Source organism: Nocardia sp. NPDC051052 (genome assembly GCF_044456045.1).
Lineage (GTDB): Bacteria > Actinomycetota > Actinomycetes > Mycobacteriales > Mycobacteriaceae > Nocardia.
In genome coordinates, this window is record NZ_JBITFL010000016.1 from 179,808 (window position 1) to 197,540 (window position 17,733).

The following is a 17,733-nucleotide window of genomic DNA, read 5'->3' on the forward strand; positions in this document are numbered from 1 at the left end:
CGCATGGGGCGCGAGGTTCAGGAAAACACCCCCTTGCGGTGTTGTTCGCTCGCCAGGAAATGAGTAATAGCCGTACTGCATTCGTACAGTTCGCGGTAGCGCTGGTAGTACGCGTCGTATTCTGCGGTACGTCCAGGATAAGGCTCGACGGTGGCGACCACCGGATTCCAGCTCGCGGTGTCGAGGCCCGCCGCTTCGGCGGCGAGGAGCGCGTCGCCAAGGCATGCGCCGATCGTTTCGGCGGGCAGTTGCTGGGGCAGCCCGGTGACATCGGAGACGATCTGCGTCCACAGTCCGCCCTTGGTGCCGCCGCCGACCGCGACCAGCCGTCCGGCCTGGCCACCGGCCTCGGTCATCGCCGCGAGGTTGTGCCGCACGCCGTAGGCGATGCCTTCCAGCACCGCGCGATAGAGCTCGGCGCGGCCGTGTCCGAGGGTCAGGCCCGCGACAATGCCTCTGGCGTCCGGATCGAACAGCGGCGTGCGCTCGCCGGCGAAGTAGGGCAGCACGAGCAGCCCCCGGCCACCGGCGGGCACCTGCGCGGCCTCCGTGACGAGGTCGGCGAACTCGCCGCCGACCAGGTTGCGCAGCCAGTCGGTCACCGCGCCCGAGGTGGCCATGCCCGCGGCGAGAGTGTATGTGCCGGGCCAGGTTCCGCAGGTGCCCCACAGTCCGGGATGCGGGCGTGGGTCGGTCAGTACCTGGACCAGGAACATGGTGGTGCCGTACATGACCATCGCGTCGCCGGGCGCGCGCACGCCGACGCTGGCGGCCTCGGCCCAGGCATCGATGGTGCCGGTGGTGATCGGAAGACCAACGGGGAGACCGGTACTCGCCGCTGCTTCGGCGCCGACCCGCCCGACCACCTCGGTCGGCCAGGCGAGTTCGGGCAAACGCAAGCCCGGTGCGACGAGTCCGGCCCAGTCCGTGGCCCATTCGCGATTCAGCAGGTCGTACATCGGCACACACTGGCTGGCCGATTGATGATCGAGCACGTACCGGCCGGTGAGCCGGTGCACCAGAAAGGAACTCGCCATCAGCAGCATGTCGGTGGCGGCGGCCACCTGCGGCTCGTGCCTGGCCAGCCAGCGCAGCTTCGGTCCGACGGCCTGGCTGGTAAGCGGGGATCCGCTGCGTTCCAGGACGGCTTGCGCCCCGAATTCGGCGTTGAGTTCGGCGATTTCGGTGGTCGCCCTGGTGTCGACGCCGTACAGGATGGCCGGACGCAGCGGTCTGCCGGTCGCGTCGGTAGGGAGCAGGCACGGGCCGATGCCGGATACCGCGAGACCGTCGATGGCGGCACCGTCCGACGCGTCGACGAGGTCGCGGATGATCGCGACGAAATCGGCCCACCACACCAGTTCCGCGTCGTGCTCGACCCAGCCGGGGTGCGGCGTCGAAACACCATGCGCGCGTTCGGATCTAGCGAGGATGATGCCGCTCTCGTCGGTCAGCACGCCCTTGGAGCTGGCGGTACCGATGTCGACGCCGAGGAACCTCGTCACCGGACGAACTCGTCGAGGGTGACCCCGAGCAGGTCGCAGGCCGCCCGCACGGCCGCCCGATGATCGCCAGGCACGGCGTGAATGTGGTTGGCGCCGAAGCGGGACAGGAAATCCTCGGCGCGCGCGTCGAGCCGGGCGAACGCGTGCGGCCATTCCCAGGTGGACTGCTTCATCAGCGCTTCGTTGGTCTGTTCGTCGTAGGTCTCGAACTCGCCGAGCATCAATTGCATTCGGTAGTCGCCGTCTTTGCGGGTGAGGCGGGCCAGCGTCATACCGCCGGGCGCGGCCAGATGGTGCACCGAGGCGCCGCCGGCCGGGAAGAAGAAGACCTCCGGATACAGGTGCACCTTCGCGAGGTTCTCGGCGGGGTCCGCGCTGCGGGCGGCGAACCACGTCGCGTGCTGGCCGGAATTGCACAGGTCCCAGATGTCGCGATCGGCGTGGTAGTGCCGCACGTCGGCGAAAAGCACCGGGGTGCCCGCGATCTGCTTGAGCAGCTGCATGGTGAGCGCGCCGTCCATGTCCGCCTCGGTGGCGCACACATGGGTGTCCTTGGGCCCGTTCCAGTCGTACGGGTCGTTGAGGAACGCCTCGGTGATGTCCATCGTGGCGAAGTACTGGGTGAGTTCCGGTTGTCCCTTGATGCCCGAGAAGTCCAGCCGCCATTCGGCAATCAGCTCACGCACCGCCAGGTACGAACGAATCTGGCGCTCCAGGATGTCCGGCGTCAGCTTCGCGCCGTCGTAATGCACGCCCGCGGCATGGCGTTCCAGCCACTCCCGGGCCGCCTTCGCCTCGCCCGCGTCGGCCAGTTCGGCCCGCCGCACGATCTCCCACTGATCGATCTCCTCGACGTCGATGCCGAAGATCCGTTGCCACTGATCGGTATTGGCGACCGCCGTGTTCATCCCCATCGGTCGGCCGCCGAACCGCCCGAAGGTGCTGCCGCGCAGGCTCGCCACCGCGGCGGCCGCGCGGGCCCGCACGCCGATCGCCTCGATGAGCGCGGAATCGGCCGGGTCACCCCACAATCGGGCGTGGTCGCGCCCGATCTGATCCAATGCGCCGCCCGCGGCCAGCATGCCGACCATGCCGGGCTGCACCGGGTCGATATTCGACAGCAGCAGTAGCGGCCCGGGCGTCGCGCCCGCGGCCAGCATGGTGAAGTGCGGGAAAGCCCAGACGGCGTAATGGAATACGGTCAGATCGACCTCGGCGGCGGCCACCGCCCGTGCCACCGAACTCGCGAGGGCGTTGTCACTGATCGGCGCGGTACCGCGCACCACCTCGTGCCCGGCTCGGGTAAGCGCCGCGACCAAGTGATCTTCGGTCGTGCTGATGAAGTCCGAAATGCCCGCGTGCACATAGTCGCGACCGTCGGACATACTGATTACACCGATACGGGCCATGCCGGTCCCTCCGCGCGGGTGGGTGGTCGGATACACGATTCAACTCAAGAAATACCAGGCAGAACAGAACGTTTGGGCGGATTCGGCAAATCGCGCGACCACCCCGGCCGATGGCTTGCGATTTGCTAGTCTCGCGGGATGGGAACGGGCCCGGCGGGGCGGGTCGATGCGGCGTCATCGAACGGTCGGCAATACGGCACCGAGGTGCTTGTTGTCGGCGCCTACTACGCCGATCTCGTCTTTCATGGCCTCTCGCGGCCCGTTCGGCCCGGTACCGAGGTGTTTGCCCGCGGCTTCGACATACTGCCGGGCGGTGCTTTCACCTCCGCGATGGCGATGCGAAGGCTCGGGCACGACGTGGTGTGGTCGACCGACTTCGGCACCGATGTGTTCAGCGAGCAGGTGCTGGCGGCGACCCGTGCGGAGGGGCTCGACGACACCGGCTTTCGCTTCCACCAGGCGCCGGTACGCAGCGTCACCGCGGCGTTGTCCTCGCCCGAGGACCGTGCGATGGTGAGCTATCAGGATCCGGTCGCGCAGTATCCGCTCGCCGCGGTGCTGCGTGAGCACCGGGCGCGGTTGGTGATCCTGCCGCAGCTGTTCTACGGCCCGGCCGTGCAGACCGCGCTGCGGGTCGCGCATGAGCTCGAGACGAAGGTGTTCATGGACTGCCAGGACGTCCCGTGCACCCTCGAGACGCCGACGGTGCGCCAGATCCTCGCCCAGGTGGATATTTTCGCGCCCAATGCCGAGGAGGCGCTGCGACTGACCCGCGCGCCGACGCTCAACGCGGCCATCGATACCCTTGCCGGCCTGGTGGATACGGTCGTGGTCAAGCGCGGCGGCTGGGGTGCCATCGCGGTCCGGGACGGTCAGCGGTGCGAGATCGCCGCCGTGCCAGTCGATGTGGTAGACACCACGGCCGCGGGCGACTGTTTCAACGTGGGATTCCTGCACGCGCACCTGGCCGGGCATCCGCTGCGGGACTGCCTGGCCGCCGCGGTGGCCTGCGGCGCGGCCGCGACGTCGGCCCTGGGATCCAGTGCGGCACCGGACTTGACGGAGCTGCCGCAGTGGCTCGCCCGGGTGCCACACGCGCGTCAGGACTGAAATTCTGCCCGATACGATGATGTGCCCCTGCTATCGTTGCGTAGATGGCAACCGGCGAGGGTTCCAAATCCATTGAGCCGGAAGCACGTTCATCCGGCAAGCGATGTTGCGGCGTGGTCGCGGGCGACGTCGGTCCCGGCAAGATCCTGGTCACCGACCTGGACGGCACCCTGCTCGGCGGCACCGCCGCCGAGCGGCTACGACTGCGGAACACGCTGACCCGTCACCCCGAGGTGACCGTGGTATTCGCGACGGGGCGCGGGATCGAGTCGATCCGCGAGGTGCTGCGCGATCCGCTTGTGCCACAGCCACGCTGGATCATCGCCGATGTCGGCGCCAGCATCATCGACGGCATGGAGCTGACCCCGGTGGCGGCGCTGGAATCGCGTCTGTGTGCGGGCTGGCCCGGCGCCGAGGCCATTCGCGCTGCCCTGCGGCACTTTCCGGAGCTGATCCAGCAGGAGGTAGCCCAGCAAGGGCGATGCTCGTTCCATTTGCCGCCCGACGCACTGACACCGCAACTGATCGATGCCGTTGCCGCGCTGGGTTGCTCATGGCAATACTCGGCGAACACCTACTTCGACGTGCTGCCCGGGCCCGCGAACAAGGGCAACGCGCTGGTCCTGCTCGCCGAAGAACAGGGCTGGCCGATGGACGCGGTACTGGTCGCGGGCGATTCCGGCAACGACCGTTCGATGTTCGGCCGCGGCGCGCACGGCGTGATCGTCGGCAATGCCGAACGTGGCCTGCTGGCCGCAGTCCCCGTCGCCCAGGCGGCGCACCGGCCCGAACTGCCCGGCGCCGCAGGCATTCTCGCGGCACTGCGGGACCTCGGCTGGGTTGAGCCCGACTACCCCCTGGTGGTCGGATACCACCGCGCGCCGGTCACCTGGACTCCCGACGGCTGGCGCACCCCGTCCAGTCCCAACGGCATCCTGCCGACCCTGAACAGCGTGTTCGCCGGGAATCTGCGGGCGGTATGGGCGACGGGTGTCGTCATCGAACCCGACCAATCCGCCGCGCACCTCGACGATCACGACACCGGCCTGCCACTTGCTTTTCTGCCGCTGACCTCGGCCGAGTGGCGCGGATACTTCCACCGGGCCTGCAAAGAGGCGCTGTGGCCGGTCCTGATGTCGCAGCCGCACCGACTACGCTTCGACCCCGCGGCCTGGGCCGCGTATCGCGCGGTGAACACGCGCTTCGCCGACCACATCAGCGTCCGGGCCGCACCCGGCGCGACGGTGTGGCTGCACGACTACAACCTGTGGCTCGTGCCGGGCCGCCTGCGCGAGACACGGCCGGACCTGCGGATCGGCCTGTTCCACCACACGCCGTTCCCGGAGCCGGATGTCTTCGCCGCGCTGCCGCCCGCCGCCGAGATCCGCGCCTCGCTCAGCGGGTTGGATTGGGCGGGTTTCCACACCGAGGTGTTCGCCGAGCGCTTCCTCAGGTCACTCGCCGACCCGCCTCGGGTAGGCGTTCATCCCTTGGGTATCGACCGTGCCGCGATCGAGGAGTTGGCCGGCACCCGCCCGCTCGACCGGCGGAAAACCGCTGGGCCCATTGTTCTTTCGGTCGAACGCCTGGATTACATCAAAGCGCCCGTGCAGAAGGTCGAGGCCATCGCGGAGCTGCTTGTGCGCCATCCCGAGCTGCGTGGTGCGCTGCGCTTCCGGCTCGTCTGCCCGCCACCGGAACCCGGCATCACCGCATACGACGCGACCAGGCAGGTGCTCGAGCGCCGTATCGATGAAATCAACCGTGCGTGGGCATTCGGCGAATGGCGACCCATCGAATACTTCCCGACGGCCCTGAGCTTTCCCGAGGTCATCGACCAGTACCTCGACGCGGACGTGTTCTGGGTGACCTCACTGCAGGACGGCATGAACCTCACCGCCAAGGAATTCATCGCCGCCCAGGCCGCGGTGGGCCGTTGTGGTGTGCTGGTGCTCTCGCGGCATGCGGGTGCCGCCGAGCACTTGGCTGCCGGAGCTTTACTGACCGAACCGAATTCGCCCACCGACCTGGTCGAGACGCTGTACCGCGCGCTGAATCTCTCGCCCGGACAACGCCGGGAGCGGCTGTCCTGCCTGAGCGAGCTTCTCGGGCACGACAATCCGGCCCAGTGGGCCGCCGAGATCATCACCGCCATTCAGGACACTCGGCGGGCGCGGCCATCCGACCGGGCGGCGTGCCCGAAACCGGCTACCGCGGCACGGCTTTCGCGACATTCGGATCGCGTGGCTGCGGGAAGGTGAGCGTCGCGAGGTACACCCCGCCCTGACCCCAACCCGCGTGGCTGATCCACCAGCGGAGGTCGTCGTGCACCAATTCCGCCGCGTGGGCGGCGATATGGCCCACCTTGTCACCGATGCGGAAGCAGAACGGGGTGTCGCTGCGGAACACGTCGGTGCCGACATAGTCCGGGCGGGGGCCGACGAACAGATACCACCAGCCGTCCTGCTGGACGACGAAGGGCGACTCGGTATTTCCCGCCTCGGTGCCCGTGGTCGGGTCGGTGTAGGCGATGTGCCGATCGCCCCAGTGCACGAGATCGGTGCTGGTGCGATACGCGACAACGTGATTGCCGCCGGTGGGGGCGCTCGTCGCGCAGTAGTACATCACCCACTGGTCACCGACTCGGGCCACCATCGGGTCGCGCGCGTCGTAGCCGTCATAGAACAACGGGCCCGATTGTCTGCGCGTCCAGGTGAACAGGTCGGTCGAGGTGGCCACATTGATGGCCGCGGCGGTCCGATCCGCGCCGCCGCCCGCATAGAACATGTAGTAGCGCTTATACGCCGCGACCACGAACGGCGCCCACAGATGAGTCTCCCCGTAATCGGGATCGACCTGCAGCGCGGACGGTTGCTTAGTCCACGGCCCGAGCAGTTCGTCGGCGGTCGCGTGCGCGAACTCGGTCTCGTCGAACGGGTTCGCGGGCTCCGGGTGTGTGATCCCGAACAAATGCCACCGCCCATCCGCGTCCTGGACGATGGTGTGATCGTTGATATACCACGCCTCGGGCTCCCCAGCACCGGGATCGTAGATCCGTACAAAGGGGCCCGCACACACCACGTCGCGCATCGCCATAGCCCCCATCATCCTCGCCATGCCCCTCGTAGCGCCGCCGATCACCCGCACCGGTGCGGTTCGGGAATCGGACCGCGACCGGTTCACGGCCATGCTCGCAGCACCCACGCACCGGTGGCGGCCATCAGGACGACCAGCATTGGGACCGGGAGTCCGACAGCGAGACCATGGCTTTGGGGCGACGACGCCGTTCGTTCCGCGCTCGCCCCGGCCCGGCTAGCCGGTGAGACCTCGGAGCAGGCCCTCCAGATCGCGCTCGCCCTCGCGAGTCTGGGCGCCGTTGGCCATTCCGCCGCGGATCAGTTGCTCGGCCGCGGGACGCGCGAACAGGCCCGTCCAGGCATCGTGCTCGCGCAGCAGGCCATCGGTCAGGTCCTCCGGTGCGACAGCATGTTTGGCTGCCGCGATCACGCCCTCGGGCAGGGCCGCGATGTCGCGGGCGAGGCGGTCGACCAGGTCGTGGAGTTCGTCGGCCGGAACCGCCCGATTGATCCAGCCGTAGCGCGCCGCGGTCTCGGCGTCGAACAACTCGGCACCCAGCACCGCCTCCAGCGCGCGGTGCCGGCCGACTCGGCCGGCCAGGTACTGCGTGCCGCCGCCGCCAGGGACGATGCCCATGAGCGCTTCGATCTGGCCGATCCGTGCGCGACCGATCGCCGCGAACGTCATGTCAACGGCCGCAACGAATTCCGCGCCGCCGCCGCGCGCCATTCCGGCGAGTTCGACGATGGTCACCTGGGGCTGGTGCCGGAGCAACTCACCGAGCCATTGGAAGACGTTGACGCCGTCCGGCAGGTCGGCCGCCAGTTCCGCGAAGGCGTCCGGTGTGTCGACGAGTGACATGTCGACGTGCGCGATGAAGAACTCTGGGTCGGCGCTGTCGAACACGATCACCCGAATCGAATCGTCGTCCCGCAGTGCGGACAGCAGCTTGCGCAGGTCGCTCATCATGGCGACATTCAGCACGTTGACCGGCGGATTGTCGAGGGTGACGTAAGCAATGCCGTCCGCCCGGCGCACCCGCAGGGTCGGGTAGGCGTCGTGGTTCATGGAGATCTCCGATCCGTATCCGGTAGGCATCTAGGTTCCCGATGCATACTTAGATTGCGGCGGCAAGTAACCGGCGTCAATAACGCACTTTGGGCATCGTAAGGATTGCGAAGGATACCGATATGACTACTCCCGACCCCGGCCACGTCTTCCGATCCGACTGCCCAAGCCGCCCGATCCTCGACCAGATCGCCGACAAGTGGTCGATGATGGTGCTGGCAGTTCTCGACGAACCGCGCCGATTCAACGAGATCAAACGCCGCCTCGAAGGCGTGACCCAGCGAGTCTTGACCCAGACCCTGCGCCGCCTGGAACGCAACGGAATGATCGTGCGCCGCGTATTGGCAACGTCCCCGGTCGGAGTCGAATACTCGCGCACCCCACTCGGTGAATCCCTGGGCGAGCCGTTCGACCGGTTGTACGCCTGGACGGTAGACAACGCGGCCGAAATCCGTGCGCACCAAATGGATTACGACCGAAGGGAACCCGCGACGAACCCGGGCGGCTGAAACTCTGCTGCTTGCAGGCCATCTCCACGTCGGAAAGATCTTCCAGCCGACTGATTTGGGACAGCATCGGCGCGCTGGTGGCCCAGCCCCGTGTCGGGCAGTACTAAACTGGTTGTGCGGGTTCGGCGAGTGTTGATCCGGCCCGCGGAGAGTGTGATATGCCCACCGATCTCACCCCACGCCGGTGGGTGGAGTTCGCCGAGATCGACAATGTGCGCGACCTCGGTGGCTTGCCCGTGAGCGGCGGTGGCACAACTCGTTTCGGGGTTGTCTATCGTTCGAGCACACCGCAACAGCTCTCCGAAGCCGATCTGGCGTATCTGCTCGGCCCGGTGGGTTTGCGGACCCTGGTCGATCTGCGGACGCCCGTCGAGGTGGCGCAGGAGGGATACGGCCGCCTTGCGAAAAGCGCTGTGCGCCTTGTCAATCTCCCGGTGTGCAAGGTGGCGAGCACCGCGGCCCCCAGCGAACTCGTGCCGGACGCGCGCCGCTTCGACCTGTGCGAGCTGTACCACGAACTGCTCACCGGCAGCGCCGTTTCCGTGGTGTCCGCGGCCCGGCTGATCGCCGACACCACCCATCACGCGGTCGTCTTCCATTGCGCCGCGGGCAAAGACCGAACCGGCATCCTCGCCGCCATCCTGCTCGACGCGGTCGGCGTCCTTGCCGAGGCCATCGTCATGGACTACGCGCTCACCGCCGAACGCATCGTCCGCCTTCGCACCCGCCTCGACACCTTGCACTCCTACCGCGGCCTGCCACCCGCTCGAACCGGCATCCTCGCCGTCGACCCGGCCCCCATGCGCCGCTTCGTCGCCGACCTGCACGCCGTCCACGGTGGCGCCGCCCGCTGGTTACGGATGAACGGCCTCACAGACGCTGAACTGACCGCCTTGCGCCGGACCATGCTGGCATAACCGGCGCCGCGACTCAGGCCGCGTCGGCCACGCTTCGCCGCAGGTAGTCGGCGGTGATCGAGTTCTCGTCGGCCAGCAGTGCGGCGGGCGTTCCGGCGAACACGATCTCGCCGCCGTGCTTGCCGCCGTCGGGGCCGAGGTCGATGACCCAGTCCGCGCGTTTCACCACATCCAGGTCGTGTTCGATGACGAGCACGGTGTTGCCCGCGTCGACCAGGCGGTCCAGCAGCGCCATCAGGGTGTCGACATCGGCCATGTGCAGGCCGGTGGTCGGCTCGTCGAGGACGTAGACGCCGCCGCTGCGATGCAGATGGTCGGCCAGTTTGATGCGTTGGCGTTCGCCGCCGGACAGCGAGCTGAGCGAACGGCCGAGGGTGAGGTAGCCGAGGCCGACCTCGTTCAACGAGCGCAGTGGGGTGCGAATCTTGTTGTCGGCGTGGCCATCCCAGAACTCGAGGGCCTGCTCGGCGGTCATGTCCAGCACGTCGGCGATGGAGACGCCGCGTACCGCGTAGGTGAGCACCTCGGGCCGGAAACGCCTGCCGTGGCAGGTCTGGCATACGGTGGTGATCGGATCCATGTACGCGAGATCGGTGAAAATAACGCCCGCGCCACCACATTCGTGGCACGCACCGTCGGAGTTGAAGCTGAACAGGCCCGGCTTCACGCCGTGTTCCTTGGCGAACACCTGGCGCAGCGGATCCATGATGCCGATATAGGTGGCGGGGCTGGACCGGCGGGACGCGTGAATCGCAGCCTGGCTCACCGCGATCGCGTCGGGGTGCGCGGCCAGGAACGCGCCGGAGACCAGCGTGCTCTTGCCCGAACCGGCCACGCCGGTGATCGCGGTCAGCACACCGATCGGGAATCGCGCGGTGACGTTCTTCAGGTTGTGCAGCTCGACATCGGCGACGGTCAGCCATCCGGTCGGCGTGCGCGTCTCGTGCTTGACTCGTTGCACCCGGCGCAGCCGCTCGCCGGTCACCGTGCCCGAGGCCCGCAGCTTTTCGACCGTGCCCTGGAATTCGACCTGCCCGCCGTGCCCGCCCGCGCCGGGGCCCATGTCCACCACCTGGTCGGCGATCGCGATGACATCGGGGGAGTGCTCGACCACCAGCACCGTATTTCCCTTGTCGCGCAACTGGACCAGCAGGCTGTTCAGCCTGCCGACATCGCGCGGGTGCATCCCGACGCTCGGCTCGTCGAAGATGTAGGTCATGCCGGTGAGGCTCGACCCGAGATGCCGAACGACTTTGAGCCGCTGCGCCTCACCGCCGGACAGCGACGAGGTTTCCCGATCCAGCGAGAGATAGCCGAGACCGACCTCCTCGATCCGCCGCAGTCGCGCGATCGCGGCTCGGGCGATCACCTCGGCCATCGGATCGTCGATAGCGCCGAGGACCTCGATCAGATCCGACACCTCGAACCTGCCGTAGTCGGCGATGCCGAGCCCGTCGATCCGGCTGGCCAGCGCGGCCGCGCTCAGCCGCGCCCCACCGCAGGCCGGGCAGATCTCCTCGGTGACCACCTCCCGCGCGGCCGCCCGGTTCTTGTCCGACAGCGAGTCGAGATCGCGCTTGATGTACAGGCGATCGAACCGTTCGAGCAGCCCTTCATAGGCGTTGCTCCCCACACCCCCCGTCTTGTTCGGCCGCGGCACCCGAAAGCCGTTGCCGCGCAGGAACAGCTGCCACTCCTCCGCGTCGAAGTCACGTAACGGCTTGTCAGGATCGAAAAGCCCTGACTGGGCATAGAGTTGCCATTGAAAGGTGCCGATGGCGAACGGCGCGAAGGTGATCGCGCCCTCGTTGAGCGACTTGTCGGTGTCGAGTAGCTTGTCCAGGTCCGGCCGCACCACGTGGCCGAGCCCGCCGCACTCCGGGCACATGCCGAGCGGGTCGTTGAACGAATAGCTCGTTGCCTCACCGGCACTCGGCTCGCTGTGCCGGGAGAACAGCACCCGGATGATCGACTGGATGTCGGTCATGGTGCCGACCGTGGAGCGCGAGTTGCCGCCGATCGGTCGCTGGTCGACGACCACCGCGGGGGCCAGGTTGTCGATCGCGTCGGCCTCGGGACGCTCGTACTTCGGTAGCCGGTTGCGGATGAACCAGGTGTAGGTCTCGTTGAGCTGGCGCTGCGACTCGACCGCGACGGTACCGAAAACGATCGACGATTTGCCCGAGCCGGACACCCCGGTGAAGACCACGATCTTGCCCTTCGGGATCTCCAGCGAGATGTTGCGCAGGTTGTTCTCGCGGGCGCCGACGATCTGGATGGTGTCTCGCTCTGCATTCACTACACCCACGCTATGCGGCAATGAGGTCAGGATCAGTCCTCATTGCGAGCCATACTGAAACGGTGACCGAGACCGCCGCACGACTACTCCAATTGCTGTCGCTCCTGCAGACCCGCCGCGAATGGACCGGCCCGGAGCTGGCCGATCGCCTCGGCGTCACCGTGCGTACCGTGCGCCGCGATATCGAACGGCTGCGTGAGCTGGAGTATCCCGTGCACGCGAGCCTCGGCTCGGTCGGCGGCTACCGCCTGGAAGCGGGCACCGACCTGCCGCCGCTGCTGCTCGACGACGAGGAGGCGGTCGCGATCACCCTCGGCTTACGCAGCGCCGCCCAGGGTTCGGTGGCGGGTATCGAAGAGTCGGCCGCCCGGGCATTGGTCAAACTCCAGCAGGTGCTGCCCTCGCGCCTGCGCGGCCGGGTGGACGCGATCGACTCGGCGACCGTCTCGCTGGGCGGCCCGGCCGCCGGACCGCGCGTCGACCCGGAAACCCTGGTCGTGCTGGCCGCCGCGGCCCGCGACGGCGAGCGGATCCGCTTCCACTATCGCGACAAGAGCGACGCGCAGAGCAAGCGATTCGCCGAGCCACACAGCCTCGTCTCGGCGGGCCGCCGCTGGTACCTGGTGGCCTGGGACATCGACCGTGCCGATTGGCGGACCTTCCGGCTGGACCGTCTCGACACCCCATTCCCGACCGGAGTGCGTTGCCCGCCAAGGGAATTGCCCGGCGATGACGCGGCGGCCTTCGTCGCGGCCCAGCTGGCCCACGCGCGGCCGACGCGCAGCGTGGTGTTCCTCGTGCACGCCTCGGCCGAGCGATTGGCCGAAACCTTCCGTGTGCGACCGGAAGAGGTCGAACCGATCGACGACCGCAGCTGCCTGATCCGCACCAGTGCCGACTCGCTCGAATGGACCGCCGTCCGGATCGCCCACCTCGATATCGAGTTCGAGGTCAAGGAACCACCCGAGATGCGGCGCATGCTGCACGACGTCGGCACCAAACTGCTTCGCGCAGCCGGAATTTGCGGCAACCAAGCGCGGGCTGACGTGCACTGATCGTCACCGGCGGCCCGGACCTGGAAAATGACCGATTCGCCTGTTTTCAATACCGGTATACGACCGGTCGTGCGTTGCTATCGTTCCGCCATGTCGAACACGGCGGGCGAGCGTTTGGAATCCGAGGCGCCCGTGGAAGATCGGCCCACGTTGCTGGAGGTCGATGATGAGGAGCGGCCCGCCCGGGTACTGACCGGCTGGGCCGAGCGGGTGGTCGCGGCGACGTCCTTCGTGGTCGCGATCCTGGTGGTGTGGCAGGTATTTCGGCCACTGCCGCAGGGGAGTCAGTACTACCTGGTGGTGTTCCTCGCCGCGACCTTGCCAATGGTGTTCCTGGCGTACCGATCCGGCCTGCGGTTCCTCGATCGGGGCGATGGGCCAGGCGCATTCGATTGGCTGCTCGCCGTGGTCGCCGTGCTGGTCTGCCTCTATCCGGTGCTGCCGTTCTCGATCGGTTCGGGCGGCGGCGGGTACAACGCCTTCCTGGACCGGCAGGGGCTGCTGGATCCCGTCGACGTCGCCATGGGCGCGGTGCTGCTCGTCCTCGTGCTGGAGGCGTGCCGGCGGGCCACGGGCTGGGTGCTCGTCGCGGTCTGTCTGGTGTTCGTGGCGTACGGGTATTACGGCGGATTCCTGCCGCAGGACTGGACAATCGCGCACGCGGGCTTGGACTTCGGGCAGATCGTCGACGCGCTGTACAACTCGGGCAGCGGGTTCTACGGCACGCCTTTGGATGTCGCGGCCACCTACATCGTGCTGTTCACGCTGTACGGCGCGGTGCTCGAATTCTCCGGTGCGGCACAGTTTTTCGTGGACCTGTCGGTGGCATTGTTCCGGCGCTCACGCGGCGCCGCCGGACGCACCGCCGTCGCCTCGGGATTCCTGCTCGGCACGGTATCGGGTTCGGGCACCGCGACCGCCGTGACCATCGGCGCGGTCACCTGGCCGATCCTGAAGCGGGCCGGTTACCCGCCGGAGCAGGCAGGCGGCATGCTCGCCGCCGCCGGAGTCGGCGCGATTCTCTCGCCGCCCACCCTGGGCGTCGCCGCGTTCATCGTCGCCGAATACCTCGACGTCTCGTACGTGACGGTGCTCGGCTGGGCCTTGATCCCGACCTTGCTCTACTACCTCGGCATCCTGCTGGCCGTGGAGATCGACGCGCGCCGGCTCGGCACCAAACCGGTGGAGACCGGCGGCGTCTCGGCGTGGCGGCTGTTGCTGCGCTTCGGCTACCACTTCCTGTCGCTGATCGCGATCGTCGTCCTGCTGCTGCTCGACGTCAGCGCCACCAAGGCCGTGGTGTACGCGACGGCGCTGGCCTTCCTCCTCGCCTTCTTCGACCCGCGCACCCGCGAGACCGCGCTCTCGCCGCGCCGGGTGTTCTACGCGATCGGCAGCGGGGTGCGGGCCGCGCTGCCGGTGGTCGCGGTGTGTGCCTCGGCGGGCGTGATCACCGCGATGACCACCAAGACCGGGCTTGGCGCACAACTCGCGTCGCTGCTGGTGCGCGCCGCGAAGTCGGTGTCGGACAACCACACCGTGGTGCTGGCCTGCACCGTCGTGCTCGCGGCGATCGCGCTGGCGCTGCTCGGCCTCGCCGTGCCGGTGACCGCGTCGTTCATCATCGGCTGGGCGATCATCGGTCCCGCGCTGCTCGCGCTCGACGTGTCACCGGCGGCGGCCGCCATGTTCGTCTTCTACTACTCGGTGCTGTCCGAGGTGACGCCGCCGACGGCGCTCGCCGCGGTGGGTGCCGCCGCCGTCACCGGTGCCCGCACGGTGCCGACCATGTGGCAGGCGCTGAAGTACGCGCTGCCCGCCTTCCTGGTCCCGGTCGTTTTCGTGCTCACCGAACCAGGCGAATACCTGCTCGGCCGCGGCCCGGTGCTCGGCATCCTGTGGACCACGGCCGTCGCCTGCCTCGGCGTCGCGGCCCTGGCTGTGGCCACCGGCGGCTGGATCCTCGGGATCGGCCCGGCCAAGCCGCTCGCCAGGGCGCTGGCCGCGCTCGGCGGTCTGTTGCTGCTGTACCTGAAGACCGGCGCGCTCATCGCCGGCCTGGTCGCGTTGGCCGCGGCCGTCGGGATCACTCTGCTCTCTCGAAGGAGGACGATATGAGAAGAGTCGCCATAGTTTTCGCCGTCGCCGCGGTATCGGCCGGGCTGCTGACCGGATGCGGCGGCCGCCGGGACGCGCCGCAGCATGACGCGGGCGGCGCGATCACCTGCGAGGCGAAACAAGAGACCAGGGTCGGTATCGCCACCGGCAACGCGACGGGCGTCTACTTCGCGCTGGGCAACGCCTACGCCGACCAGATCTCCCAGGCCACCAACGGCAAGGTGAAGGCCACCGCCGCGGAGACCGGCGCGTCCGTGCAGAACATCCAGCAACTCGTCGCAGGCACCTATCAAGTGGCGTTCTCGCTCGCCGACACCGCCTCGGACGCCGTGCTCGGCGCAGGCAGCTTCGACGGCAAAAAGCAACCGGTGCAAGCCCTTTCGCGGCTCTACCCGAACTACACCCAGGTGGTCGCGCGCACCGGCGCAGGCATCAATTCCGTCGCCGACCTGCGCGGCAAGCGCGTGTCCACCGGCTCGCCCAAGTCCGGCACCGAGGTGATCGCTCAGCGCGTACTGCAGTCCGCGGGCCTGAATCCCGACAGCGACATCTCCGCTCAGCGCCTGGATCTCACCAAAACGGTCGACGGTATGAAGGACGGCTCCATCGACGCGATGTTCTTCTCCGGCGGCCTGCCGACGCCCGGCATCACCGATCTGTTCACCTCCGCCAAGGACAAGGTCCGCTTCCTCGACCTCACCGACCAGCTCCCCGCCATGCGGAAGCTGAGCCCCGTCTACGAGGCAGGCACCATCCCCGCCGCCACCTACGGCCTGCCCGCCGACGCGAAAACCATCGTCGTCCCCAACGTCCTGCTGGTTCGCGACGACCTCGACGCCGACCTGGCCTGCGTCCTCACCAAGGCCCTCTTCGACCGCAAACCCCAACTGGAACAGGCAAACTCGGCCGCCAAAGACATCACCCGCGACGATGCGCGCAAAACCGAGCCGGTCCCGCTGCACCGCGGCGCGGACCACGCCCTGGCCAAGTAGGAACGGCCAGCTGTCGCGTTGCTGGAACGCTGAAAAACGACCGGATACCAACGTTTTTCATTAGCTGGGAGTGTCGCGTTGCTATCGTCACGCCTTGTCGAACATCGGTGTTGGTCGATGACGTTGCGCTGCCCGCACGGGTGTCGAGTAGGTGGGCGAACGGGTTGGTCGGCCGACGTGGCCGCCCGGCTCGCGCCAGGGAGGACAAGATGAGAAGAGTGGCGATCGTGGTCACCGTGGTCGCGGTGTCGGCGGGATTCGTGGCGGGGTGCGGGAAGAGTAAGGACGAGTCGCTCACCGACTCGGGTGCCCCGGTCACCTGCGAGGTGAAGCAGGCGACCAAGCTCGGGATCGCCACCGGCAACGCCACCGGGGTGTTCGCCACGCTCGGCAGTGCCTACGCCGATCAGATATCACTGGCCACCGACGGCAAGATATCGGCGACGGCCGCGGAGACCATGGCCTCGGTACAGAACATCCAGCAGTTGGTGGCGGGGAAGTACCAGGTGGCGTTCGCGCAGACCGACACGGCCGCCGACGCGGTGCTCGGCATCGGCACCTTCGACGGCGAGAAGCAGCCGGTGCAGGCGCTGGCCAGGCTCTACCCCAGCTATACCGAGGTGGTGGTGCGTGCCGACTCCGGCATCACCTCCATCGCCGAGCTGCGCGGTAAGCGGGTGTCTACCGGTTCTCCGAAATCAGGCACGGAGATGCTGGCGCGCCGCATCCTGCGGGCCGGCGGCCTGAACCCGGACAGCGACATCGCGGTCAACCGCTTGGATCTCACCAAGGCTGTCGCCGGTATGAAGGACGGGTCGATCGACGCACTGTTCTTTACCGGCGGCCTGCCGACGCCGGGCCTCGCCGAGCTGTTCGCCTCGGCCAAGGACAAGTTCCGCTTCCTCGACACCTCCGAGGAGTTGGCCGGGATGCGCATCCTGAGCCCGGTCTACGAATTGGGGACCATTCCCGCGGCTACCTATGGACTGTCCGAGGATGTGCCATCGATCGTCGTGCCCAACGTGCTGTTGGTGCGCGACAACCTGGATGCCGACGTGGCGTGTGTTCTCACCAAGGCACTCTTCGATCGCAAACCTCAGTTGGAGCAGGCGAACGCCGCGGCCAGGGGGATCGTGCGCGACACCGCCCGGGATACGAATCCGGTACCGCTGCATCGCGGGGCAGAGCACGCGCTGGACAACTGACGGGGCCCGCGAGGCGGCCGCGTGGACTCGTTCGGATGAAGTCTGGGTGGTCTGGGTCACATTCGGGTGACTCAGGCCGATCCTCGGCCGATGCCAGGGGCCTTGACCTGCGAATTCTCGGGCTGCGCAGGCGATTTGACGTGGCGTTCGCCGCCGCGTAACTTAGTTCAAGTCAGAGCGACACGGACACCGACCCGGAGCCGAGAAGCCCAGCGGAAACGCTGAGCGGATGGACCGGGAAACGAGGTAGGACGAGGAGCGCCTGACGCTCACACTGGCAAGACCGGTACCCCGATTTCACGTCGGGTTCATGGTTGCGCTAAGCTTGAAAAGTTGCCTCACCGACCGACCGGGCCAAGCCCGCGAAGTGGTGTGTGCGTGTGTTCTTTGAGAACTCAATAGTGTGTCGATGAATGTCAGTGCCAATTGTTTAATTGGTTCCGGCCTCTCATACCCCCCGGTTGTTGA

Annotated in this window: 13 protein-coding genes; 8 read left to right on the top strand and 5 right to left on the bottom strand. The window is 67.7% G+C overall.

Features of this window, described 5'->3' with window-relative positions:
* Positions 1-17: 17 nt before the first annotated feature.
* Both ACIBCN_RS38730 and ACIBCN_RS38735 read right to left on the bottom strand, forming a co-directional pair.
* Positions 18-1,505: an FGGY-family carbohydrate kinase gene (locus ACIBCN_RS38730; RefSeq protein WP_396997100.1), complete on the bottom strand. Its 1,488-nt coding sequence runs from the start codon at positions 1,503-1,505 to the stop codon at positions 18-20.
* Positions 1,502-2,914 (bottom strand): L-fucose/L-arabinose isomerase family protein, encoded by a 1,413-nt coding sequence (locus ACIBCN_RS38735; protein ID WP_396997101.1) that lies wholly within the window; start codon positions 2,912-2,914, stop codon positions 1,502-1,504. Before ACIBCN_RS38735 ends, ACIBCN_RS38730 begins: the two co-directional genes overlap by 4 nt.
* Positions 2,915-3,052: 138 nt before the next feature.
* On the opposite strand from ACIBCN_RS38735, the gene ACIBCN_RS38740 reads away from it, so the two are divergent.
* Together ACIBCN_RS38740 and ACIBCN_RS38745 are read left to right on the top strand one after the other, a co-directional pair.
* Positions 3,053-4,024, top strand: a complete 972-nt coding sequence (locus tag ACIBCN_RS38740) for a carbohydrate kinase family protein (protein ID WP_396997103.1) — start codon at positions 3,053-3,055, stop codon at positions 4,022-4,024.
* 44 nt (positions 4,025-4,068) lie between these two features.
* Positions 4,069-6,285, top strand: coding sequence for an HAD-IIB family hydrolase (locus ACIBCN_RS38745; protein WP_396997104.1), 2,217 nt, complete (start codon positions 4,069-4,071; stop codon positions 6,283-6,285).
* On the opposite strand, the gene ACIBCN_RS38750 is transcribed toward ACIBCN_RS38745, so the two are convergent.
* Together ACIBCN_RS38750 and ACIBCN_RS38755 are read right to left on the bottom strand one after the other, a co-directional pair.
* Positions 6,233-7,120, bottom strand: coding sequence for a glycosyl hydrolase family 32 (locus ACIBCN_RS38750; protein WP_396997105.1), 888 nt, complete (start codon positions 7,118-7,120; stop codon positions 6,233-6,235). The genes ACIBCN_RS38745 and ACIBCN_RS38750 overlap by 53 nt on opposite strands.
* Before the next feature lie 216 nt (positions 7,121-7,336).
* The gene (locus tag ACIBCN_RS38755; RefSeq protein WP_396997106.1) at positions 7,337-8,200 is read right to left on the bottom strand and encodes an enoyl-CoA hydratase/isomerase family protein; all 864 of its coding nucleotides are present in this window, start codon (positions 8,198-8,200) and stop codon (positions 7,337-7,339) included.
* A 92-nt stretch (positions 8,201-8,292) separates the two neighbouring features.
* Between ACIBCN_RS38755 and ACIBCN_RS38760 the strand changes: the two genes are divergently transcribed.
* Together ACIBCN_RS38760 and ACIBCN_RS38765 are read left to right on the top strand one after the other, a co-directional pair.
* The gene (locus ACIBCN_RS38760; protein WP_396997107.1) at positions 8,293-8,679 is read left to right on the top strand and encodes a winged helix-turn-helix transcriptional regulator; all 387 of its coding nucleotides are present in this window, start codon (positions 8,293-8,295) and stop codon (positions 8,677-8,679) included.
* A gap of 158 nt (positions 8,680-8,837) precedes the next feature.
* Positions 8,838-9,596, top strand: a complete 759-nt coding sequence (locus ACIBCN_RS38765; protein ID WP_396997109.1) for a tyrosine-protein phosphatase — start codon at positions 8,838-8,840, stop codon at positions 9,594-9,596.
* Between the two features lie 13 nt (positions 9,597-9,609).
* Here ACIBCN_RS38765 and ACIBCN_RS38770 read toward each other — a convergent pair whose 3' ends face one another.
* Positions 9,610-11,895 (bottom strand): ATP-binding cassette domain-containing protein, encoded by a 2,286-nt coding sequence (locus ACIBCN_RS38770; RefSeq protein ID WP_396997110.1) that lies wholly within the window; start codon positions 11,893-11,895, stop codon positions 9,610-9,612.
* 62 nt (positions 11,896-11,957) lie between these two features.
* Between ACIBCN_RS38770 and ACIBCN_RS38775 the strand changes: the two genes are divergently transcribed.
* The 4 genes from ACIBCN_RS38775 (at position 11,958) to ACIBCN_RS38790 (ending at position 17,265) form a co-directional block, all read left to right on the top strand.
* Positions 11,958-12,950, top strand: coding sequence for a helix-turn-helix transcriptional regulator (locus ACIBCN_RS38775; protein WP_396997111.1), 993 nt, complete (start codon positions 11,958-11,960; stop codon positions 12,948-12,950).
* 90 nt (positions 12,951-13,040) lie between these two features.
* The gene (locus tag ACIBCN_RS38780; RefSeq protein WP_396997112.1) at positions 13,041-15,068 is read left to right on the top strand and encodes a TRAP transporter permease; all 2,028 of its coding nucleotides are present in this window, start codon (positions 13,041-13,043) and stop codon (positions 15,066-15,068) included.
* Positions 15,065-16,060: a TAXI family TRAP transporter solute-binding subunit gene (locus tag ACIBCN_RS38785; RefSeq protein WP_396997113.1), complete on the top strand. Its 996-nt coding sequence runs from the start codon at positions 15,065-15,067 to the stop codon at positions 16,058-16,060. Before ACIBCN_RS38780 ends, ACIBCN_RS38785 begins: the two co-directional genes overlap by 4 nt.
* A 209-nt stretch (positions 16,061-16,269) precedes the next feature.
* The gene (locus tag ACIBCN_RS38790) at positions 16,270-17,265 is read left to right on the top strand and encodes a TAXI family TRAP transporter solute-binding subunit (protein WP_396997115.1); all 996 of its coding nucleotides are present in this window, start codon (positions 16,270-16,272) and stop codon (positions 17,263-17,265) included.
* Positions 17,266-17,733: the final 468 nt, after the last annotated feature.